Below are 20,629 nucleotides of genomic sequence, written 5' to 3'. Positions count from 1 at the left end.
GGTGTGCCTGTAGCAGGGGCAACACCGCGCACATGCGCCGGAAACGGCCAAAAACCGCAGGCCTGAGCGTCATTGGCGCGACCGATGCGGCTTACCTCATCCTCCGATGGCGTTGATCAGACCATCCCTAAGCGATTCATGCGTCGGCATCGGCAGGCGCGTGGCCCGACGACGGCGCGCATCCGCCGCAGGTGCAGGCGCGCCCTGCGCGCAAGCAGCCGGCACCGTGAGGGCATGGGTGATAATACGGCGATGACCACTCTCTGCAATATCGCGGCCACCTTGCCGCAGCTGGCGCGCGAGCGCCCCGATCAGATCGCCATCCGCTGCCCCGGCCGCCGCGCCGCCAACGGGTTTGCCGCCTACGACGTGACCTTGAGCTATGCCGAACTGGATGCACGCAGCGATGCGATCGCCGCCGGCCTGGCGCTGCACGGCATTGGCCGTGGCACGCGCGCAGTGGTGATGGTGCGGCCGTCGCCGGAATTCTTCCTGCTGATGTTCGCGTTGTTCAAGGCAGGTGCGGTGCCCGTGCTGGTCGATCCGGGCATCGACAAACGCGCGCTCAAACAGTGTCTGGACGAGGCGCAGCCGCAGGCGTTCATCGGCATACCGCTTGCGCAACTGGCGCGCCGGTTGCTGCGCTGGGCGCGCTCTGCCAGGCAGATCGTCACCGTCGGCGGACGCTACGGCTGGGGCGGGGTGACGCTGGCGCGCGTGGAGCGCGATGGCACCGGCGCCGGCAGCCAACTGGCCGATACCGCGCCCGACGATGTCGCGGCGATCCTGTTCACCAGCGGCTCCACCGGCGTGCCCAAGGGCGTGGTCTACCGGCATCGGCATTTTGTCGGGCAGATCGAGCTGCTGCGCAACGCCTTCGGCATGCAGCCCGGTGGCGTGGACCTGCCGACGTTTCCACCGTTTGCCTTGTTCGATCCGGCCTTGGGGCTGACCTCGGTGATTCCGGATATGGATCCGACGCGGCCGGGCAGCGCCGATCCGCGCAAGCTGCACGATGCGCTCAACCGCTTCGGCGTGACGCAGTTGTTCGGCTCGCCGGCGCTGATGCGCGTGCTGGCCGACTATGGGCAGCCGCTGCCCAACGTGCGCCTGGCAACGTCGGCAGGCGCACCGGTGCCGCCGGATGTGGTGGCCACCATCCGCGGGCTGCTGCCGGCCGATGCGCAGTTCTGGACCCCGTACGGCGCCACCGAATGTCTGCCGGTGGCCGCGATCGAAGGCCGCACCCTGGACGCAACGCGCGCTGCCACCGAGGCCGGTGCCGGCACCTGTGTGGGGCAGGTGGTCGCGCCCAATGAAGTGCGCATTATTGCGATTGACGATGCGGCCATTGCCGATTGGAGCGGCGTTCGCGTGCTGGCGGTGGGCGAGGTCGGCGAGATCACCGTCGCCGGACCCACCACCACCGACACCTATTTCAATCGCGATGCCGCCACGCGGATCGCCAAGATCCGCGAGCGCAGCGACGATGGCAGCGAGCGCATCGTGCACCGCATGGGCGATGTGGGCTATTTCGATGCGGAAGGGCGCTTGTGGTTCTGCGGGCGCAAGACCCATCGCGTGGAAACGGCCAGCGGCCCGCTGTACACCGAGCAGGTGGAGCCGGTGTTCAACGTGCATCCGCAGGTGCGGCGCACCGCGCTGGTCGGTGTGGGCGCAGCCGGACAACAGCAGCCGGTGCTGTGCGTGGAATTGCAGCCGGGCGTGTCGGCATCGGCCTTTGCGGACGTGCAAACCGCCTTGCGTGCGCTGGGCGCCGCGCATGCGCATACCGCCGGTATCACGCGTTTCCTGCGGCATCCCGGTTTCCCGGTCGACATTCGCCACAATGCCAAGATCGGCCGCGAAACATTGGCGGTGTGGGCAGCGCAACAAGGTGGGTAACGGTCTGCAGCAAATCAATCAGATGCGTGTCGGCGGCCATTCGCCAATGCGATGGCCGCCGGCTATGGTGTGCTCCCTCGAATGAACGGTGCGGTGCGATGAAGGTATTGGTAACCGGCGGTGGTGGCTTTCTGGGCCAGGCGTTGTGCCGCGGCTTGCGCGCGCGCGGGCACGAGGTGGTGAGTTTCCAGCGCGGCGATTACCCGGTGCTGCAGACGCTGGGCGTGGGCCAGATCCGTGGCGACCTGGCCGACCCGCAGGCCGTGCGACACGCCTTCGGCGGGATCGATGCGGTGTTTCACAACGCCGCCAAGGCCGGCGCCTGGGGCAGCTACGACAGCTATCACCAGGCCAATGTGGTGGGGACGCAGAACGTGCTCGACGCATGCCGCGCCAATGGCGTGCCGCGGCTGATCTACACCTCCACACCCAGCGTCACCCATCGCGCCACCAACCCGGTGGAGGGCCTGGGCGCCGACGAAGTGCCGTATGGCGAAGACCTGCGCGCCGCGTATGCGGCGACCAAGGCGATCGCCGAGCGTGCGGTGCTGGCGGCCAACGATGCGCAGCTGGCCACCGTCGCGTTGCGTCCGCGGCTGATCTGGGGGCCGGGCGACAATCATCTGTTGCCGCGGCTGGCGGCGCGTGCGCGCGCCGGCCGCCTGCGCATGGTGGGCGATGGCAGCAACCTGGTGGACAGCACGTACATCGACAACGCCGCGCAAGCGCATTTGGATGCGTTCGACCATCTTGCGACCGGCGCTGCCTGCGCGGGCAAGGCGTACTTCATTTCCAACGGCGAACCGTTGCCGATGCGCGAGTTGCTCAATCGCCTGCTGGCTGCCGTGGACGCACCTGCAGTCACGCGTTCGTTGTCGTTCAAGACCGCGTACCGCATCGGCGCGGTCTGCGAAACGCTATGGCCACTGTTGCGTCTGCCAGGCGAAGTGCCGTTGACGCGGTTTCTGGTGGAACAGCTGTGCACGCCGCATTGGTACAGCATGGAGCCGGCGCGCCGTGACTTCGGCTATGTGCCAAGGATCAGCATCGAAGAAGGCTTGAACCGGCTGCGATCCTCATCTTCCAACGACATCTCCATCACCCGATAAAGACCGGCACATCCACAAGATACGTCTGCGCCGATTCGGCACGACAACTTCTGGAACCCTTGCCATGCTGCATTACGCCATCATCTTTTTCGTCATCGCCATCATCGCCGCTGTGCTGGGCTTCAGCGGTATCGCCGGTGCGGCGACCAACATCGCCTGGATCCTGTTCGTGGTGTTCCTGATCCTGGCAGTGATCTCGATGTTCCGTCGCGGCAAGGTCTAACGCCTTACCGCGATACGTCACGGCAGCGGCGCTGCCGATCGGCGCTCACATGGCCCGCTTCCGCAAGGAGGCGGGCCATGTGCGTTGTGGCGGTTTTCAGCCGTGTTTTGCCTTTCACAGCAGTTTTTCCAGGTACTGCACCTGCTTGCCACTGGCCAGTACCGCATCGCCGATCGGCACGCATCCCAGTTGCCGATGCAACGCCAGCGAGGCCGGATTGGGCGGGCTCAGATTCACTTCGCACACCACGCGCGGTTGCGCTGCTGCACGCGCATGGCGGATGAGGTCGTCGTACAGCTGCCCGGCAAGGCCGCGTCGCTGCGCATGGGTGGCGATCACGATGCGGTCCACATACACAAAGCGCGCAAAGCGCTCCGCTAGCCACGCGAAGTTGGCGTTGGCATAGCGAGCGCTCTGATCCAGTGCGATCAACAAGCCGTCGGCCGGCGGGACGAGGCGTGCGCGCCACGCCATCTGCAACAACGCAGCCAGCCCATCGGCATCGAGCAACGACAGTGCGCTGGCATGGGTATTGTTGAGTGCGAGCAGTGCGGCATGGTCGTACGCCTGCACTGCGCGCAGCTGTGCGGCGCTCATGCGCGCGTATCCACCGCGCTACGCAGCAGTTGATCGTCCGCATGCCGCTGCAATGCCAGCTCGATCAACTGCGTGATCAAGCCGCGATAGTCCAGTCCGCTTGCCTGCCGAAGTTTGGGATGCATGCTGATCCGTGAACGAGCGGCTATCAAACTACTGCGCAGCCGCCATGCGGGCGCAGCCGGTGCTCGGAATCCTCATGTACTGCTTGTACATTCCGGTTCCTGCGCGCCGTCCGCGCCCACCTGGCGACTGCTCGCTACGTTTGTTAGCCACTCTTGACCCCGGAAGCGTATTAACCTCGTTGATCACGATGCGTCCATCCGCGCATAGGAAGACATCCACGCGCGCCATGCCGGCGCAATCCAGCGCCTGGTACGCCTGCACCGCAAGCTGCTGGATGCGCTGCTGCGTCTGCGCATCGAGATCGGCGGGGATCACGATGTCGGCGCCGTGCGCGCTGATGTATTTGGTGTCGTAGGAATAAAACGCATCGTGCACCACCACTTCGCCGCATACGCTGGCCTGTGGCGTGGCATTTCCCAGCACCGCGCATTCGATCTCGCGGCCGACAATGGCTGCTTCCACCAGCACCTTGTGGTCGTAGGACAACGCCAATGCGAGTGCGTCCGCAAACGCATCCGCGCTGCGCACCTGGCTGACGCCCACCGATGAGCCCTGGTTGGCCGGTTTGACGAACAGCGGCAACCCCAACTGCGCGATCAACGCCTCCACATCGGCGTGCGCGGCGGTGCGGCGGTTGAAGCACACAAACGGCGCCACCGCCAGGCCGGCATCGCGCAGCACGCGCTTGGCCATGTCCTTGTCCATCGCCACCGCCGAACCAAGCACGCCGGAGCCGACGAAGGGCAGGTTGGCCATGCGCAACAACCCCTGCAGCGAGCCGTCCTCGCCCAGGGTGCCGTGCACGATCGGAAACACCACATCGATCTGCGCCAGTGCCTGCTCGGTGTCCACCGGCCGCAGCTGCGCCCGCTCGGCGCCGGGCAGCACCGCCACCGAGCGGCCGCTGCGGTGCAGGGCGATCCGGCCCGGGTCGTCGGCATCGCGCAGAAAGCCGTCCGGCGCGCTCAGATGCCACTGGCCCTGCTTGTCGATGCCGATCAGCACCGGCTCGAAGCGCTGCGGGTCGAGCGCGTCCAGGATGTTGCGTGCCGACTGCAGCGAGACCTCGTGCTCGGCGGATTTGCCGCCAAAGATGAGACCGACCCGGATCTTGCGCATCGCCTGCTCCTGCCAACTGTTCGAAAAGAGCGCCAGCATGCCCGCGACCGGCCGGCCGAAGGAAGTCGGCAGATCGGGCGGGGCGGCTGTGCACGGACGCTGCGCTGGTCGCCGCCGGGAGCGACGGGCCGCCTGCGCAGCGCAGCGCGCGCACCATCCTGGCCAGCCATGTGCCGCGCCGGCTAGCAGGCAACCCGGGCGGCGAGGGGTGCATCGATCGTTTCACCGCCAGGCAAGCGCCCGCCGCGGCCACCGCGGCAGGCGCCGGCGCGCAGCGCCCACCATCGTCAGCCAGCTGCGACATGCGGGGGCGGTAGAATGCGCCCATGCCCGCATCACTTTTCAATTCTCTCAAGCCACTCGCCGGCCAGGCCCTGCAGGCCGCGCTCAATCGCGCACTGGCGCTGGACCCGGATACCCGCGATGCCCTGTTGCCGCTGGAAGGCCAGCGCATCGCGCTGACCCTGGATGCGCCTGCCCTGGCGCTGCAGATTCGCGTGCATGAGCGCCGGCTGCTGGTCGGCCCGGTGGATCAGGCACAGGAGCCGGATCTGGCCGTGCGCAGCAGCCTGGCCGGTTTGCTGGGGCAGCTGCCATTTCTGGCCAACGCGCGCCGCAGCGGCGCGCCAGCAGGGCGGCTCAAGGTCTCCGGCGACGCGGAGCTTGCGCGTCAGCTGCAGCACCTGGCCGGGCGGTTCGACCCGGATTGGCAGTTGCCGTTCGTAGCGGTGTTCGGCGAGATCCTGGGCGTGCAGATCGCCGGCGCGGTGCGTGCAGCGTTGCAGCAGGCGCGTCGTAGCGCGTCGGATCTGGCGCATAGCGCGGCCGAATTCGTCACGGAAGAATCGCGCGATGTGGTGCCGCGGGCCGAGCTCGAGGCCTTCCACGACGATGTGGACGAGCTGCGCGACGACGTCGAACGGATGGCCGCGCGCGTGAACCGCCTACGCGGCGCCGGAGGTACGCCATGAAGGCGATCCTGCGGGCCAGCCGCATCGGCCGGGTGATCCTGCGCTACCGGTTGGATGCCTTGCTTGAAGGCACCCCGGCCGAGCGCTGGCTGCGTCTGGCCAAACCGTTCGTGCCGCGCGCCAGCGCCGAAATCGCCGTGCAATCGCGCGGTGCGCGGCTGCGGTTGGCCTTGCAGGAGCTGGGCCCGATCTTCGTCAAGTTCGGGCAGATCCTGTCGACCCGGCGCGACCTGATCCCCGCCGACGTGGCCGAAGAACTCACCTTGCTGCAGGACCGGGTCAAGCCGTTCGATGGGGAGGCTGCGCGCCTGATCGTGGAAGGTGCGCTCGGCCTGCCGGTCAGCGTGGCGTTTGCCTCGTTCGACACCGTACCGCTGGCATCGGCCTCCATCGCGCAGGTGCATGCGGCCACGTTGCCGCCCGATGCCAATGGCGTGCGCCGCGAGGTGGTGGTCAAGGTGTTGCGCCCGGACATCGAGCGCCAGATCGATGCCGATATCGCGCTGCTGCATTCGCTGGCCACGCTGGTCGAGCGCACCCATCCGCGTGCCGACAAGATCCGCCCGCGCGAAGTGGTGGCCGAGATCGAAGGCACCCTGGCCGCCGAGCTCGACCTGCAACGCGAAGGCGCCAATGCCAGCGTGCTGCGCCGGTTCTGGGAAGGCTCTGACGATCTGTACGTGCCGGAAGTGATCTGGTCGCACACCGCCGAGCGTGCGCTCACGCTGGAGCGCGTCTACGGCATTCCCTCCGACGACATTGCCAAGCTCGATGCGGCCGGCATCGACCGCAAGGCGCTGGCGGCCAAGGGCGTGCGCGTGTTCTACACGCAGGTGTTCCGCGACAACTTCTTCCATGCCGATGCGCACGCCGGCAACATCTGGGTCGACTCGGACCCGGAGCGCCGCCTCAATCCGCGCTTCATCGCGCTGGACTTCGGCATCATGGGCCAGCTCTCGCAGGAGGATCAGTACTACCTGGCCGAGAACTTCATGGCGATCTTCCACAAGGATTACCGCCGCATGGCCGAGCTGCACGTGGAGGCGGGCTGGATGCCGTCCAACGTGCGCATCGACGAACTGGAAGCGGCCGCGCGCTCGGTCTGCGAGCCGTACTTCACCCGCCCGCTGTCGGAGATTTCGCTGGCGCAGGTGTTGATCAAGCTGTTCCGCGTGGCGCAGCGCTATGAACTGACCCTGCAGCCGCAGCTGATCCTGCTGCAGAAAACCCTGCTCAACATCGAAGGCGTTGGCCGTCAACTCGACCCCAAGCTGGATATCTGGGCGGTGGCGCGACCGGTGCTCGAACGCATCCTGCGCGAGCGCTACAGCCCGCGCCGTGCGTTGCGCGAGCTGGGCAAACGGCTGCCGGAAATCATGACCCATGCGCCGGACATGCCGCGCCTGGTGCACAGCTGGTTGAAGCAGCAGGTGGAAGGCCGCCATCAGCTGGAGATCCGCTCTACCGAGCTGCGTGCGCTGGAACTGAGCCTGCGCAAACTGCAGACCCGCGTGGTCACCGCCATCACCGGCAGCGGGCTGCTGGTGGTCGCCGCGGTGCTGTACGGCCTGCATCCGGACGGCTGGTACCTGGGCACCGTGCCGGTATGGAGCTGGATCAGCGGCGGTGCCGGCACCGCCGCGCTGCTGGTGGCCTGGCTGCGTCGTTAGACGGTGGGTTGACTGCGCCGCGCACGCCCATGGAGTGGGCGGCGCCGGTGCGCTGCCAGATAGCGACATGCGCCAGCGCGGGGCAGCCAGCTGGCGCAGTGGCACGCGGTGTCGGCGATGCGGATAATCCGCCGGTGAGCACATCCCCCAAGCATCTGCAGATTCTCTACCAGGACGACGTCCTGGCCGTCGTCGACAAACCCGCGGGCCTGATGGTCCACGACAGCAAGCTGGCGCGCGGGGAAGACGACTTCCTGGCCGACCGCCTACGCGAACAGCTGGGCCGGCCGATCTTGCTGGTGCACCGGCTCGACCGCGCCACCAGCGGCTGCCTGCTGCTGGCCTTCGACCGCGACAGCGCCAGTGCGCTGGGCAAGGCGCTGATGGCCGGCGAGGTGGGCAAGCATTACCTGACGGTGTGCCGTGGCTGGCCAGCCGAGGAGCGGTTCGTCGTCGACCACGACCTGGACGGCGGCCCCGGCAAACCGGTGAAAAAGCCGGCAGTGACGCACTTCCAGCGCCTGGCCACCGGCGAGCTGGAGATTCCGTCCACCGGCTTTGCCACCTCGCGCTATGCGTTGCTGCGCTGCCAGCCGCAGACTGGCCGCTTCCGACAGATCCGCCGTCACATGAAGCACCTGTCGCATCACATGATCGGCGACACCAGCCATGGTGATGGCCGCCACAACCGCAGCTTCCGCATGCTTGGCATCCACCGCATGCTGCTGCATGCCGAACGCCTGGAATTTCCGCACCCGGCCGACGGCAGGCGCATCAGCGTCACCGCACCGCTGGATGTGGAATTCGCCAAGGCCTGCGCGTTGTTCGGCTGGGACATGCCGCAGTTGCAGGCGACCGCACAGGCGTAGCACGGGCATGCCGTGACCTGAGGCGAGCGGGCGTTGCGCGCGCAAACGCTCCACGCTCCAGGCACAGCACCGGTACCCAGTTTCGCTTGTGCGTCAGCCGCGCAAGCGTGCCGCTTCAAGCGCGGAGCGTGGCTGGCACGCCAGCCCTGTCGCGCTGCATGCGAGGCACATGAGCCGTTGCATCCTTTTCTCTTTGGGAGAAGGTGCACCGAAGGGGCGGATGAGGGGACGTGCGAAGCCTGCTGCGGTGGAAAGTCACAAGGGCTTCGCCCCGTACCTCACCCCGACCCCCGCTCCGCGCCCCGGCCCGCGCTTGCGGCGGGCGCTCCAAGGCACGCGCGCCAGTGGCGCGCAAGCTGTACCTTCTCGCCCCGCAGGGAGAGAGACGTAATCACCGCGCCCGCCACCCTCAACTACTGATCTAAATGCCAGCAAGCCATGCTCTAACGATTCCCGATTCCCGATTCCCCGATTCCCCGCCCCTCAGGGCTTCTGCGCCGGAGCCGGCTCGTTGACGATCTTCTCCAGATCCTTCTGCAGGTCGGCAAACAGCGGCAGCATCTTCTGCTGGATGGCGCCCATCAGGTTCTGGGTCAGGGCCGGGGTCTTGTCCAGCAGGCTCTGGCCGGCCGAGCTCTCGTAGAACTCGGCCATGGCCAGCACATCCTCGCGCGAGAACGAGCGCTTGTAGATGTCCACGTACATCGGGCGCAGCTCCGACCACGACAGCGCCTTGCGCACGGTCTGGCGGGTGCGCTCCTGGATGCGCTGCAGCTGCGCCTGCTGGGCGGCGTCGAGTTGGCGCTGCGCGGTGAGCTGGGCGAACTGCTGCTGCTGCATCGCTTCGATCTGCGGCAGCATGGTGTCCAGCATGGTCTGCGCGCGCGAGGCGGCCAGCAGGCGGTTGACGTCGGCATCGGTCGGTGCCTGTGCCAGCGCGGCGGGGGCGGCCATGGCCAGCAGGGCCAGCAGTACCAGGCGGCGGGCAAGCGCGCCGGCGGCGGCAAGCGAATCAGGTGTCATCGGAGCATCCTGCAATGGGGAACCGGCCGCAGCATACGGGAAGCCGGCGTTCGCGCGCATGCGTGCCGCTGCCGATACAATCGGCGCGTATGGCCAGCGACCCGATCCAGATCACCCCCAGCCTGACGATTCCGCCCAGCGAACTCGTCGAACGCTTCGTGCGCGCCAGCGGCGCCGGTGGGCAGAACGTCAACAAGGTGTCCACTGCGGTGGAGCTGCGCTTCGACGTGGCCGGATCGCCGTCGCTGCCCGAACCGTTGCGCGCGCGGCTGCTGTCGCGGCGCGACCGCCGCATGACCGCCGAGGGCGTGCTGGTGATCGATGCGCAGCGCTTCCGTACCCAGGACCGCAACCGCGACGATGCGCGCGAGCGGCTGGCCGAGATCATCAGTGCGTGCCTGTCGGTGCCCAAGCGCCGGGTCGCCACCAAACCGAGTCATGGTGCCAAGCTGCGGCGGCTGGATGCCAAGCGTGAGCGCAGCCATATCAAGCGTGGACGCTCTGCGTCCCACTGGGAGTAAGCGTGAGTCAACCCGACCCGTCGTTGCCACCGGTAACACAGGCCAACATCCTGCTGCAGCCATCCCCGCCCAGAATGCCGCGCGCACACGGCCGCTTCGGCCGCTGGCTGGGGCGCACAGCGCTCCGTCTGACCGGCTGGCGCCTGCTCGGGCGCCTGCCCGACGAGCCCAAGCTGGTGATGATCGTGGCGCCGCATTCCTCCAACTGGGACGGCTTCCTGGGCTTTGCGGCCAAGTTCGCGCTGGGCTTCGAAGTGCGCGTGCTGGGCAAGGCGCAGCTGTTCTGGTGGCCGCTGGGCCCACTGCTGCGCAAGCTCGGCGGCATCCCGCTGGATCGCAGCTCGCCACAGGGCACCATCGGCCAGGCGGTGCGGCTGATCCGCAATTCCGAGCAGATGTGGTACGTGATCACCCCCGAAGGCACGCGCAAGCGGGTGGAGCAGTGGAAGGCCGGCTTCTGGAAGATCGCCTCCGATGCCAAGGTGCCGATCCTGCCAGTGTATTTCGACTACCCGAGCAAGACGGTGGGCATCGGCGAGCCGTTCTGGACCGGGACCGACATGGCGGCCGACATCGCCGCCATCCGCACCTGGTACCGGCCATGGCGCGGCAAGCATCGCGATACGTTGTAGGAAGCGGACGAGTCGCGGCACGTGCGTGTGAGCCCCCCGACGAGCCCACCGAGTGCCGCGGCCGCTTTAAAGCATGATGCGGTGCGCGGCAGTGGGATCAGGCCTGCGTGCACAGGATAGAAAGTGTTCGAATGAGCATGACCCAGGAACAGCTGTTCGCATTCGCGCTCTACGAGATTCGGCTCCTGCTGGCCGGGCACCTCGGAAGCCAGAGTGAATCGCCTCTATCGGTGCGTGCCGCCGCGCACCTGGCGTATGCACTGCACAACGATGCGGAGGCGGTGCTGCAAGGCCGGTCATTCGATCCTGAGAGTGTGGCCACCAGGCTCGGCGCGGTGGATTGCATGCTGGGGACGACTTTTCAGCAACGACTGTCCGAGGCAATGCGTGATCTTCCTTGAAAAGTGCGCAGGCTAGATGTTTTTCATCGGTTGGCTGCTTCAGCTCCTGCGTGCCCCGTGCAGCACCTCACTCCGGTGCTGCGGCTACTTGCAACCGAACGCCTCGCTCAACGCCGAACATGGCTTTCTCGCTAGCGAGAGAGAGCCGGCCCGTGCCCGCCCCACCGATTATCATGATCACTTGCAAGGAGGAAACATCATGATCAGCTTATCCGCCCGCGCGCTTTGCCTGTCCTTGTTGCTATGTACCGGCCCGGTGCTCGCAGCCACGCCGATGCTGGTGATCCACGGCGGTGCGGGCGTGGAGAAATCCAGCCTCTCGCCCAACGAACACGCCCAGGCACGTGAGGCGATGCAGCGCGCGCTGCGTGCCGGGCATGCGGTGTTGAACCGCGGCGGCAGCGCAGTGGAGGCGGTGGCCGCCACCATCACCGTGCTGGAGGACGCGCCGCAGTTCAATGCCGGACGCGGTGCGGTGTTCACTCACGACGGCAAGAACGAGCTGGACGCGGCCATCATGGATGGCGCCAGCGGCAAGGCCGGGGCGATTGCCGGCGTGCACACGGTCAAGAACCCGATCCAGCTGGCACGCCGCGTCATGGACCGCTCCAGGCACGTGATGCTGGTCGGCGACGGCGCCGAGCAGTTCGCGCGCGAACAGGGCGTCACCCTGGTCGATCCGTCGTACTTCCGCACCGACAAGCGCTGGCAGCAGCTGCAGAAGGCGCTCAAGGCCGAGGCCGGCGATCGGCAGGCGCAGGCGGCGCTGGATCTGGAAACCGCCAAGCATTTCGGTACCGTCGGCGCGCTGGCGCTGGACCGCGACGGCCATCTGGCCGCTGGCACTTCCACCGGCGGCATGACCAACAAGCGCTACGGCCGCGTGGGCGATGCGCCCATCATCGGCGCCGGCACCTATGCCAATGCGCAGTGCGCCGTCTCCGGCACCGGCTGGGGTGAGTTCTACATCCGCGCGGTGGCGGCCTACGACATCTGCGCACGCATGAAATACGCCGGGCAGTCGTTGCAGCAGGCTGCCGAGGCGGTGATCGACCAGGAGATTCCCACCGCCGGCGGCGATGGCGGCGCCATTGCGCTGGACGCGCAGGGCAACGTGGCGTTTCCATTCAACACCGAAGGCATGTACCGCGGCTGGATCGGCGCCGACGGCACCCCGCATGTGGCGATCTTCAAGGACGAAACGCTCTGACGGGGCGATCGGGTGTGGCGTGTGGCCGGAGTCGCCCTCATCCGCCCTTCGGGCACCTTCTCCCCTGCAGGGGAGAAGGGAAATTCACGACTCCTCGCGTCCACAAGCAGGCATCTCCTTCTTCCACAAGCAGGCGTCTCCTTCTTCCACAAGCAGGCGTCTCCTTCTTCCACAAGCAGGCGTCTCCTTCTTCCACAAGCAGGCATCTCCTTCTTCCACAAGCAGGCATCTCCTTCTTCCACAAGCAGGCATCTCCTTCTTCCACAAGCAGGCATCTCCTTCTCCCGCGTGCGGGAGAAGGTGCCCGAAGGGCGGATGAGGGCGCACCAGCCGCGACCAAGCCTCCCAGTCGCCAACACCGCCCCACCACCCAAGCCAACGGCACATGCCAGCGGTTGCGAAACCCGCTAGCGTGACCGGCTGCCGTAACAACCACTCAGGGAATCACACGCCATGTCGCGTACCGTCGTTCTGGCCGCTGCCATCACCCTGGCACTGGCCGCATGTTCTGGAAAAGAGCCATCCGGTAAGGAGTCCACCACCGTGCCCGAAAAGACCACCACGCCAGCCGCGGACGCAGCGCCGAACCCGTTGCTGACCGCCAGCACGCTGCCATTCCAGGCGCCGCCGTTCGACAAGATCAAGGACAGCGACTACCTGCCCGCGTTCGAAGAAGGCATGCGCCAGCACCTGGCCGACATGCGCAAGATTGCCGACAACAGTGAGCCGCCCACCTTCGACAACACCATCGAGGCGATGGAGCGCAGTGGCGAAACGCTCACGCGCGTCTCGCGCATCTTCTTCGGGCTGGTCCAGGCCGATACCAGCGACGCACGCCAGAAGATCCAGGAAGAGATCGCGCCCAAGCTGGCCGCGCACCAGGACGAGATCAATCTCGATCCCAAGCTGTTCGCGCGCGTCAAGACTCTCTACGACCAGCGCGACACGTTGAAGCTGGAGCCGGAACAGAAGCGCCTGCTCGAGCGCGATTACGAAGAACTGGTACGCGCCGGTGCGCAGCTCTCCGATGCCGACAAGGACAGCCTGCGCAAGCTCAACGTGGAAGAAACCACGCTGTCCACCCAGTTTCATACCCGCCTGGTCGCCGCCTCGGCCGCCGGTGCGGTGGTGGTGGACGACAAAGCCAGGCTCGATGGTCTGAGCGAAGGCGATATCGCCGCCGCCGCCGATGCTGCCAAGGCGCGCAAGCTCGACGGCAAATATCTGCTGACCTTGCAGAACACCACGCAGCAACCGGTACTGGCCTCGCTGAAGGACCGCCAGCTGCGCGCCGACGTGCTCAAGGCCTCGGAAACGCGCGCAGAAAAGGGCGATGCCAACGACACCCGCCAGACCATCCAGCGCCTGGCACAGCTGCGCGCGCAAAAAGCCAAGCTGCTCGGCTTCGACAACTACGCCGCCTACAGCCTGGGCGACCAGATGGCCAAGACCCCGGAGGCGGCGCTGAAGCTGCTGACAGACACCGTGCCGGCGGCCACCGCCAAGGCGCGCCGCGAAGTGGCCGAGATGCAGAAGGTGATCGACGCTCAGAAGGGCGATTTCAAACTCGCCGCGTCCGATTGGGATTTCTACGCCGAGCAGGTGCGCAAGGCCAAGTACGACCTGGACGAGGCGCAGATCAAGCCGTACTTCGAGCTGGACAACGTGCTGCAGAACGGCGTGTTTTATGCGGCTACGCAGCTGTATGGCATCACCTTCAAGCAGCGCACCGACATTCCGACCTACCACGCCGACATGAAGGTGTATGAAGTCTTCGATGCCGACGGCACCTCGATGGCGCTGTTCTACACCGACTACTTCAAGCGCGACAGCAAGTCCGGCGGCGCCTGGATGGACGTGTTCGTCGAACAGGACGGCCTCACCGGCGCCAAGCCGGTGGTCTACAACGTGTGCAACTTCACCAAGCCCGCTGCTGGCCAGCCGGCGCTGCTGAGTTTCGACGACGTCACCACGCTGTTCCATGAGTTCGGCCACGCGCTGCATGGCATGTTCTCCAAGGTGAAGTACCCCTCCATCGCCGGCACCAGCACCTCGCGCGATTTCGTGGAATTCCCCTCGCAGTTCAACGAGCACTGGGCCTCCGATCCCAAGGTCTTCGCCAACTACGCCAAGCACTACCAGACCGGCGCGCCGATGCCGGCCGAGCTGGTGGAGAAGATCAAGAAGGCCAAGACCTTCAACAGCGGCTACGCCACCACCGAGTACCTGTCGGCCGCGTTGCTGGATCTGGCCTGGCACACCCAGCCAGCCGATGCGCCGCTGCAGGATGTAAGCAAGTACGAAGCCGATGCGCTGAAGCGCTTCAAGGTAGACCTGGCCGAAGTGCCCCCGCGTTACCGCAGCACCTATTTCGACCATATCTGGGGCGGCGGTTATTCGGCCGGTTACTACGCGTACTTCTGGTCGGAAGTGCTCGATGACGATGCGTTCGAATGGTTCAAGGAAAACGGCGGCCTGACCCGCAAGAACGGCGACACCTTCCGCGCCAAGATTCTCTCGCGTGGTAACACGGTCGACCTGGCTACGCTGTATCGCGATTTCCGCGGCAAGGATCCCAGCGTCAAGGCGCTGCTGGAGAATCGCGGTTTGACCGAGTAATCGGCGCTGTCTAAGCGATAAACGAAACGGGATGGCGCTGCCATCCCGTTTCGTTTTTGCAGCCAAGGATTCCGTTTGCGCCGATAGCCATGCAGGCATTGCCCATAGTCTGTGCGGCCGCTAACGCGACGCACGCTCGCGTCGCTTGCCCTTCTCATGCAGGGCCCGATGCAGGACGTCAAGGCATCGGTTCTGTGTTGGTTACACTTCCTGCAGAATCGATACACCATGCAACGTTCACTTATTTTGGCTGCTGCGGTTACCTTTGCGCTAGTCGCCTGTTCTGCAAAAGAGTCGCCGCGGACCACATCCGTCGCCACGGGTTCAGCAACGGCGAACCCAGCAGGCGATCTGGCGTCCAATCCACTGCTTGCGCCCAACACGCTGCCGTTTAACGCGCCGCCATTCGACAAGATTCGCGATAGCGATTATCTGCCCGCCTTAGAAGAAGGCATTCGCCTGAACCGGCGCGAATTAAGAGAAATCACCGAAAACCCCGCGCCGCCCACCTTCGAAAACACGGTTGAGGCGTTGGAGCGTAGCGGTTCAACACTCGCCTACGTCTCCAATATCTTCTTCGGCGTTTCGACCGCCGATACCAACGATGCGCGTCAGAAAATCGAAGAAGCAATCGGCCCCAAGCTATCTGCGCTTGGTGATGAGATTGCACTGGATGCGAAGCTGTTTGCGCGCTTCAAGGCCATTTACGATCAACGCCATAGGCTCGCACTGGCTCCGGAACAGCTGCGCTTGCTCGAACACGACTACGACAGCTTCATCAATGCCGGGGCGCAACTGTCGGACGCTGACAAAGCCACCCTGCGTAACCTCAATCTGGAAGAGACCAACCTCACCACGCAGTACCACAAGAAATTGACGGCTGCGGCGTTGGCCGCTGCAGTGGTGGTCGACGATAAGGCAAGGCTCGAAGGCATGAGCGAGAGCGATATCGCCGCCGCTGCCGCTGCCGCCAAGGCGCGCAAGCTTGAGGGCAAGTATCTGCTGAATCTGCAAAACACCACCCGGCAGCCGATGCTGACCTCGCTGAAGGACCGCGCGTTGCGTGCACAAATCCTGCAGGCCTCGGAACAACGGGCCGAGCAGGGCGATGCCAACGATACCCGTGACACCATCAAGCGCTTGCTGCAGGTGCGTGCGGACCATGCCAGGCTGCTGGGCTACGACAGCTATGCTGCCTACAGTCTGCGCAACCAGATGGCCGCGACGCCGCAGGCGGCACTGAAGCTGCTGATCGACACCGTCCCCGCTGCCACTGCCAAGGCACGCCGCGAAGCGGCACAGATCCAGGCGTTGATCGATGCGCAACATGGCGGCTTCACGCTGGCTGCGTCGGATTGGGATTTTTACGCCGAGCAGGTGCGCAAGGCCAAGTACGACCTGGACGAATCGCAGATCAAGCCGTACTTCGCTTTGGACACCGTGCTCACCGATGGTGTCTTCTACGCGGCTACGCAGCTGTATGGAATCACCTTCAAGCAGCGCACTGATATCCCGACCTATCATCCCGACGTGAAGGTCTATGAGGTCTTCGACGTAGACGGCACCTCACTGGCGTTGTTCTACACCGACTACTTTCAGCGGGAGAGCAAGTCCGGTGGTTCGTGGGCAGGCTCCCTGGTCCAACGCAGCGGGCTTGCTGGCAGCAAGTCGGTGGTCTACAACGTGTGCAACTTTACCAAGCCGGCCAATGGCCAGCCTGCACTGCTGAGCATGGAAGAAGTCACCACCATGTTTCATGAGTTCGGGCATGCCTTGCACTACATGTTGTCGACAGTGAAGTATTCCTCGTTGGACAGCGCCTTTACGCCGCGGGATTTTGCCGAATTCCCCTCGCAGTTCAATGAGCATTGGGCGACCGATCCGGCCGTTTTCGCACACTACGCACGGCACTACAAAACCGGCGCGACGATGCCGGAGGCGCTGGTCAAGAAGCTGAAGGATGCAAAGACCTTCAATAGCGGCTATCTGATAACCGAGTCACTCGCAGCGCAGATCGTGGACCTTGCCCTGCATGGTCAACCGGCGGCGGCGCCGTTACAGGAAGTGGATGCGTTGCAGGGCGACACACTGAAACGGTTCAAGGTGGATCTGCCCGAGGTTCCGCCACGCTACGGCGCCAGTTATTTTGACCATATCTGGAGCCGTGGGTATGCGGCAAGCTACTACGCCTACTTCTGGTCGGAGGTCATCGACGATGATGCCTTCGACTGGATCAGCAAAAACGGCGGTTTGACGCGAAAAAATGGGGATCTGTTCCGCGCAAAGATTCTCGCGCCTGGCAATTCGGTGGATGTGACCAAGCTGTATCGCGATTTTCGTGGCAGGGATCCCAGCATCAAGGCACTGCTGGAGAATCGTGGTTTGACCGAATAAGCGATGCGTTTGGGTGGCGATGGTTGCACCGGTGGGCGCACGTCATGGACGAAACGGGATGGCCGTGTGCCATCCCGTTTGCGTTGGTGCAGTCGGGAGCATGCGGTAAACCTACCGCTGTTGCTGTTGCCCCCTGCTTTCGCCATTGGCTTGCCAATCCGCATGCCGGGACGGCAAGCGGCGAAGGCCTGGAGTGGAACCGGCTCTAGCCACCGACGCGGCGGTGCCCGCACAGCGCGTACGGGCTGCGGGCGAACACCCGCAGGCCATGCGCAACCGCCTGCAGCGCGTCGTGATCAGAACGCCACATCCGCCAGCGTGCAGGAGGTTTCCCACAAGCGCGTTGCCACCTGTCGGTCTTGGACCTGGCGGGCGATGATGGCAGGGGCGGGGGCGCCCTTCAGTTCGAACAGGCCATCCGGGCCGTAATACCCGCCGCCCTGTGCCTGCGGGTCGGTGGCGGCATACAACGTGGGGAGCGCGCCAGCGGCCGCGGAGTGGCTGATGTAAGGCCCCAGTAGCGCGGTCGCTGCACCGATCGCGGTGCGGCGACCGCCGGCCGCCGGTCCGTTGGCGATCAAGGCGGTACGCGCCAGACCGGGATGCGCGGCGATGGCGCGCACGTTCCAACCCTGCGCATCGCTGCGTCGCTGCAGCTCCATGCTGAAAATCAGCATTGCCAACTTTGACTGGCCATACGCCTTCCACGGGCGATACGGGCGTGCGCTCTGCAGATCGTCGAAATCGATGCGGGCACTGCGATGCGCCAGACTCGACAGGTTGACCACGCGCGGCGCCGCTGCCGCGCGCAGCAACGGCAGCAGCTGCGCGGTCAGTGCGAAATGCGCCAGATAATTGCTGCCGAACTGCAGCTCCATCCCGTCGGCGGTGGTCTGCCGCTGTGGTGGCGCCATCACGCCGGCGTTGTTGATCAGCAGGTCCACGCGTGGCTGCTGCGCGCCCAGCCGTTCGGCGAATGCGCGCACCGATGCCAGCTGCGCAAGATCCAGTGCTTCCACGCGCACATTGGCATCCGGATACCGGGCAAGCAGCGCCTGCCGCGCGGCCTGGCCCTTGTCGGGATTGCGCGCGGTCAGCACCAGGCTGGCCCCGGCACCGGCCAGGGCCAGCGCGGTCTCAAAGCCCAGCCCGCCGGGACTGGCGCCGGTGATCACGGCCACCCGCGCCCGCTGCGGCGGCAGGTCGGCCAGCGTCCAGCCGCTCATTGCGCCAGCGCCCGCGTTTCGGGCAGCATGCGCCACCAGCGCTCGCCGGTGGCCGGCTGGCGCAGATCCACCCGCTCGCCCATGTGCGGCGTGGTCAGCGGCACGTTGGCGGCCGCGCCAGCGCGACGATGCGCTCGAACGGTTCGGACCAGACATGCATGGCCAGATCGAAGGTGCCGTTGTGGATCGGCAGCAGGGTGCGGCCGCCGATGTCGATGCAGGCCTGCAGGCTCTGCTCTGGCTGCATGTGCACATCCGGCCACAGTTGGTCGTAGGCGCCGTTTTCGATCAGCGCCACATCGAATGGCCCCAGGCGCTGGCCGATCGCCTTGAAATGCGGGCCGTAACCACCGTCGCCGCTGAAGAACACGCGCAGGTCGGCATCCTGGATCGCCCACGAGCACCACAGCGTGCGGTCGCGATCGAACAGGCCGCGTCCCGAGAAATGCCGCGACGGCGTGGCGGTGAGCGTCAGGCCATCGAGCTGCACCGACTGCCACCAGTCCAGCTGCTGCACCTTGGCCGGATCCACGCCCCAGCGCACCAGCAGATCGCCCACACCCAGCGGCGCGACGAACACGCCGACGCGGTCGGCCAACGCACGGATGGTGGCGCGGTCCAGGTGGTCGTAATGGTTGTGCGACAGGATCACCCCGGCCAGCGGCGGCAACGCATCCAGTGCGATCGGCGGCGCATGGAAGCGCTTGGGCCCGGCAAACGCAAACGGCGACGCGCGCTTGGAAAACACCGGGTCGGTCAGCCACAGGCCGCCACCCAGCTTCATCAACACGGTGGAGTGGCCCAGCCGGAACAGGCTGTGATCCGGCGCGGCCTGCACCTGCGCCGCAGTCAACGGCGTGACCGGCAGTGCCTGCGACGGCACTGTGTGGGCCGGCTTGTTGAACAACACCTCCCACAGCAAGCGCAGCCCGCCCAGAGCTCCGGGGGTGCTGAGCGAAGTCGGCAGTGTGTTGCGAAAGCGCCCCTTGCGAAATTGCGGCGAAGCGGCGTGCGATGCGGCGTGGGGCAGCTGACGGGACTGGGTGAGCACGACAGGTTCCATCGTTGGGGAGGGGCGAACATGGAAAGTAGCCATTAACTTACACTACACAGTGTAGTTTTATTGGGCAAATGTAAACTGACGGGTGTAACATGCAGCCATGTCCAGTTCATCCGATTCGGCCCCGGCGCCGCAGCGGCTCACCGACCGCAAGCGCCACGCCATCCTTGAGGCGGCCATCGCACAGTTCCGCCAGCACGGGTTCGAGGCCACCAGCATGGATCGGGTCGCCGCCGCCGCTGGTGTCTCCAAGCGCACCGTCTACAACCATTTCCCCAGCAAGGACGCCTTGTTCGGCGAGATCCTGCGCGGGCTATGGCAACGCAGTGCCGAGGCCGTGAGCCTGGCCTATCGCCCAGACCAATCATTGCGCACGCAGTTGACGCAATTGCTGCAGCAAAAGCTGCGGTTACTCGACGATGCGGCCTTTATCGATCTGTCGCGCGTGGCGATCGCAGAAGGCATCCACTCGCCCGAACGCGCCCGCGCACTGCTGGCGCAACTGGGCAGCAAGGAAGAGGGCACCACCACCTGGCTGCGCGCGGCACTGGCCGATGGCCGCCTGGCGCCGGTGGACCCGGAATTCGCCTCGCAACAGCTGCAGTCGCTGATCAAGGGCTTTGCGTTCTGGCCGCAGCTGGCGCTGGGCCAGCCGCCGCTATCGGCCGACCAGCAGACACAGGTGGCCGAGTCTGCGGTGGAGATGTTCCTGGCGCTGTACGGGCGCACGTAAGCACCGCTTGCAACACGGCGGCGCGTGCGTGCGCAGGCGGGTGCGGCGCTGTGCTCCGAAGCGGCCGTGCCGCTTTCATCTTGCGCGCTGTTCGTGCCGTCCATGCGCCGCTGGCTGACTTGCGACGGTCTGCCAGCCGCCGCAATGTGCCTGTGCGCACCGGCAGGCGTTCAACATCGCCATTGCGCTCGAGTACGCTGCGTGCACGTAAGCGCAGCGGC

17 protein-coding genes, 1 other RNA gene and 2 pseudogenes are annotated in these 20,629 nt (G+C 65.7%); 14 read left to right on the top strand and 6 right to left on the bottom strand.

Annotation, left to right across the window (positions count from 1 at the left end; genetic code table 11):
• Window positions 1-252: 252 nt before the first annotated feature.
• From oleC to A7D17_RS13170, 3 genes are all read left to right on the top strand, one after another.
• On the top strand, window positions 253-1,905 hold the full coding sequence (gene oleC, locus A7D17_RS13180; protein ID WP_064509500.1) for an olefin beta-lactone synthetase: 1,653 nt from the start codon (window positions 253-255) through the stop codon (window positions 1,903-1,905).
• A gap of 98 nt (window positions 1,906-2,003) precedes the next feature.
• On the top strand, window positions 2,004-3,014 hold the full coding sequence (oleD, locus tag A7D17_RS13175) for a 2-alkyl-3-oxoalkanoate reductase (protein ID WP_064509499.1): 1,011 nt from the start codon (window positions 2,004-2,006) through the stop codon (window positions 3,012-3,014).
• A gap of 64 nt (window positions 3,015-3,078) precedes the next feature.
• Window positions 3,079-3,237, top strand: a complete 159-nt coding sequence (locus A7D17_RS13170) for a DUF1328 domain-containing protein (protein WP_003468167.1) — start codon at window positions 3,079-3,081, stop codon at window positions 3,235-3,237.
• 114 nt (window positions 3,238-3,351) lie between these two features.
• Here A7D17_RS13170 and A7D17_RS13165 read toward each other — a convergent pair whose 3' ends face one another.
• Window positions 3,352-3,834, bottom strand: coding sequence for a GNAT family N-acetyltransferase (locus A7D17_RS13165; protein ID WP_064509498.1), 483 nt, complete (start codon window positions 3,832-3,834; stop codon window positions 3,352-3,354).
• Complete coding sequence (locus A7D17_RS24110) at window positions 3,831-3,959, bottom strand: hypothetical protein (protein WP_425479599.1); 129 nt, start codon at window positions 3,957-3,959, stop codon at window positions 3,831-3,833. Before A7D17_RS24110 ends, A7D17_RS13165 begins: the two co-directional genes overlap by 4 nt.
• A gap of 74 nt (window positions 3,960-4,033) precedes the next feature.
• On the opposite strand from A7D17_RS24110, the gene A7D17_RS13160 reads away from it, so the two are divergent.
• Window positions 4,034-4,108: non-coding RNA, sX9 sRNA (locus tag A7D17_RS13160), on the top strand.
• A 65-nt stretch (window positions 4,109-4,173) separates the two neighbouring features.
• Here the strand turns inward: A7D17_RS13160 and ddlA are convergent.
• Window positions 4,174-5,079: pseudogene (ddlA, locus tag A7D17_RS13155) on the bottom strand (D-alanine--D-alanine ligase); the annotation flags it as partial.
• Between the two features lie 326 nt (window positions 5,080-5,405).
• Between ddlA and A7D17_RS13150 the strand changes: the two are divergent.
• The 3 genes from A7D17_RS13150 (at window position 5,406) to A7D17_RS13140 (ending at window position 8,589) form a co-directional block, all read left to right on the top strand.
• Window positions 5,406-6,050 carry a ubiquinone biosynthesis accessory factor UbiJ gene (locus A7D17_RS13150; protein WP_064509497.1) on the top strand — a complete coding sequence of 215 codons (645 nt, stop codon included), beginning with the start codon at window positions 5,406-5,408 and terminating at the stop codon, window positions 6,048-6,050.
• Window positions 6,047-7,720, top strand: a complete 1,674-nt coding sequence (ubiB, locus tag A7D17_RS13145) for a ubiquinone biosynthesis regulatory protein kinase UbiB (protein ID WP_064509496.1) — start codon at window positions 6,047-6,049, stop codon at window positions 7,718-7,720. The genes A7D17_RS13150 and ubiB overlap by 4 nt, the downstream gene beginning before the upstream one ends.
• A gap of 98 nt (window positions 7,721-7,818) precedes the next feature.
• On the top strand, window positions 7,819-8,589 hold the full coding sequence (locus A7D17_RS13140) for a pseudouridine synthase (protein WP_095522606.1): 771 nt from the start codon (window positions 7,819-7,821) through the stop codon (window positions 8,587-8,589).
• A 483-nt stretch (window positions 8,590-9,072) separates the two neighbouring features.
• Here the strand turns inward: A7D17_RS13140 and A7D17_RS13135 are convergent, their stop codons facing one another.
• Window positions 9,073-9,612 (bottom strand): DUF2059 domain-containing protein, encoded by a 540-nt coding sequence (locus tag A7D17_RS13135; protein WP_064509510.1) that lies wholly within the window; start codon window positions 9,610-9,612, stop codon window positions 9,073-9,075.
• Between the two features lie 89 nt (window positions 9,613-9,701).
• On the opposite strand from A7D17_RS13135, the gene arfB reads away from it, so the two are divergent.
• The 6 genes from arfB to A7D17_RS13105 all read left to right on the top strand — a co-directional run bounded on the left by arfB (window position 9,702) and on the right by A7D17_RS13105 (window position 17,389).
• On the top strand, window positions 9,702-10,133 hold the full coding sequence (arfB, locus tag A7D17_RS13130; RefSeq protein WP_011257289.1) for an alternative ribosome rescue aminoacyl-tRNA hydrolase ArfB: 432 nt from the start codon (window positions 9,702-9,704) through the stop codon (window positions 10,131-10,133).
• A gap of 2 nt (window positions 10,134-10,135) precedes the next feature.
• Window positions 10,136-10,765, top strand: a complete 630-nt coding sequence (locus A7D17_RS13125) for a lysophosphatidylcholine acyltransferase (protein ID WP_064509495.1) — start codon at window positions 10,136-10,138, stop codon at window positions 10,763-10,765.
• A gap of 131 nt (window positions 10,766-10,896) precedes the next feature.
• A complete protein-coding gene (locus A7D17_RS13120; protein WP_064509494.1) occupies window positions 10,897-11,166 on the top strand; it encodes a hypothetical protein in 270 nt (89 codons plus the stop codon).
• A 199-nt stretch (window positions 11,167-11,365) separates the two neighbouring features.
• Complete coding sequence (locus A7D17_RS13115; protein WP_064509493.1) at window positions 11,366-12,376, top strand: isoaspartyl peptidase/L-asparaginase family protein; 1,011 nt, start codon at window positions 11,366-11,368, stop codon at window positions 12,374-12,376.
• A gap of 453 nt (window positions 12,377-12,829) precedes the next feature.
• Window positions 12,830-14,995 (top strand): peptidyl-dipeptidase Dcp, encoded by a 2,166-nt coding sequence (gene dcp / locus A7D17_RS13110; RefSeq protein ID WP_064509492.1) that lies wholly within the window; start codon window positions 12,830-12,832, stop codon window positions 14,993-14,995.
• Window positions 14,996-15,223: 228 nt separating this feature from the next.
• Entirely contained in the window at window positions 15,224-17,389 is a 2,166-nt protein-coding gene (locus tag A7D17_RS13105; protein WP_064509509.1) for a M3 family metallopeptidase, read from the top strand.
• Between the two features lie 296 nt (window positions 17,390-17,685).
• On the opposite strand, the gene A7D17_RS13100 is transcribed toward A7D17_RS13105, so the two are convergent.
• Both A7D17_RS13100 and A7D17_RS13095 read right to left on the bottom strand, forming a co-directional pair.
• Window positions 17,686-18,615: an oxidoreductase gene (locus A7D17_RS13100; protein WP_064509491.1), complete on the bottom strand. Its 930-nt coding sequence runs from the start codon at window positions 18,613-18,615 to the stop codon at window positions 17,686-17,688.
• Window positions 18,612-19,678, bottom strand: a pseudogene (locus A7D17_RS13095) (MBL fold metallo-hydrolase). Before A7D17_RS13095 ends, A7D17_RS13100 begins: the two are co-directional and overlap by 4 nt.
• A gap of 97 nt (window positions 19,679-19,775) precedes the next feature.
• Here A7D17_RS13095 and A7D17_RS13090 point away from each other — a divergent pair.
• Window positions 19,776-20,408, top strand: a complete 633-nt coding sequence (locus A7D17_RS13090) for a TetR/AcrR family transcriptional regulator (protein ID WP_064509490.1) — start codon at window positions 19,776-19,778, stop codon at window positions 20,406-20,408.
• Window positions 20,409-20,629 lie beyond the last annotated feature (221 nt).

The organism is Xanthomonas floridensis (assembly GCF_001642575.1).
Taxonomy (GTDB): domain Bacteria; phylum Pseudomonadota; class Gammaproteobacteria; order Xanthomonadales; family Xanthomonadaceae; genus Xanthomonas; species Xanthomonas floridensis.
Note: the sequence above shows the minus strand (reverse complement) of the source record. Positions and strands in the feature narration are given on the sequence as shown.

Bases quoted from the DNA above. Each gene is read 5' to 3' on its own strand.
- oleC (WP_064509500.1), top strand. From the start codon at position 253: ATGACCACTCTCTGCAATATCGCGGCCACCTTGCCGCAGCTGGCGCGC.
- oleD (WP_064509499.1), top strand. From the start codon at position 2,004: ATGAAGGTATTGGTAACCGGCGGTGGTGGCTTTCTGGGCCAGGCGTTG.
- A7D17_RS13170 (WP_003468167.1), top strand. From the start codon at position 3,079: ATGCTGCATTACGCCATCATCTTTTTCGTCATCGCCATCATCGCCGCT.
- A7D17_RS13165 (WP_064509498.1), bottom strand. From the start codon at position 3,834: ATGAGCGCCGCACAGCTGCGCGCAGTGCAGGCGTACGACCATGCCGCA.
- A7D17_RS24110 (WP_425479599.1), bottom strand. From the start codon at position 3,959: ATGCATCCCAAACTTCGGCAGGCAAGCGGACTGGACTATCGCGGCTTG.
- A7D17_RS13150 (WP_064509497.1), top strand. From the start codon at position 5,406: ATGCCCGCATCACTTTTCAATTCTCTCAAGCCACTCGCCGGCCAGGCC.
- ubiB (WP_064509496.1), top strand. From the start codon at position 6,047: ATGAAGGCGATCCTGCGGGCCAGCCGCATCGGCCGGGTGATCCTGCGC.
- A7D17_RS13135 (WP_064509510.1), bottom strand. From the start codon at position 9,612: ATGACACCTGATTCGCTTGCCGCCGCCGGCGCGCTTGCCCGCCGCCTG.
- arfB (WP_011257289.1), top strand. From the start codon at position 9,702: ATGGCCAGCGACCCGATCCAGATCACCCCCAGCCTGACGATTCCGCCC.
- A7D17_RS13120 (WP_064509494.1), top strand. From the start codon at position 10,897: ATGAGCATGACCCAGGAACAGCTGTTCGCATTCGCGCTCTACGAGATT.
- A7D17_RS13115 (WP_064509493.1), top strand. From the start codon at position 11,366: ATGATCAGCTTATCCGCCCGCGCGCTTTGCCTGTCCTTGTTGCTATGT.
- dcp (WP_064509492.1), top strand. From the start codon at position 12,830: ATGTCGCGTACCGTCGTTCTGGCCGCTGCCATCACCCTGGCACTGGCC.
- A7D17_RS13105 (WP_064509509.1), top strand. From the start codon at position 15,224: ATGCAACGTTCACTTATTTTGGCTGCTGCGGTTACCTTTGCGCTAGTC.
- A7D17_RS13100 (WP_064509491.1), bottom strand. From the start codon at position 18,615: ATGAGCGGCTGGACGCTGGCCGACCTGCCGCCGCAGCGGGCGCGGGTG.
- A7D17_RS13090 (WP_064509490.1), top strand. From the start codon at position 19,776: ATGTCCAGTTCATCCGATTCGGCCCCGGCGCCGCAGCGGCTCACCGAC.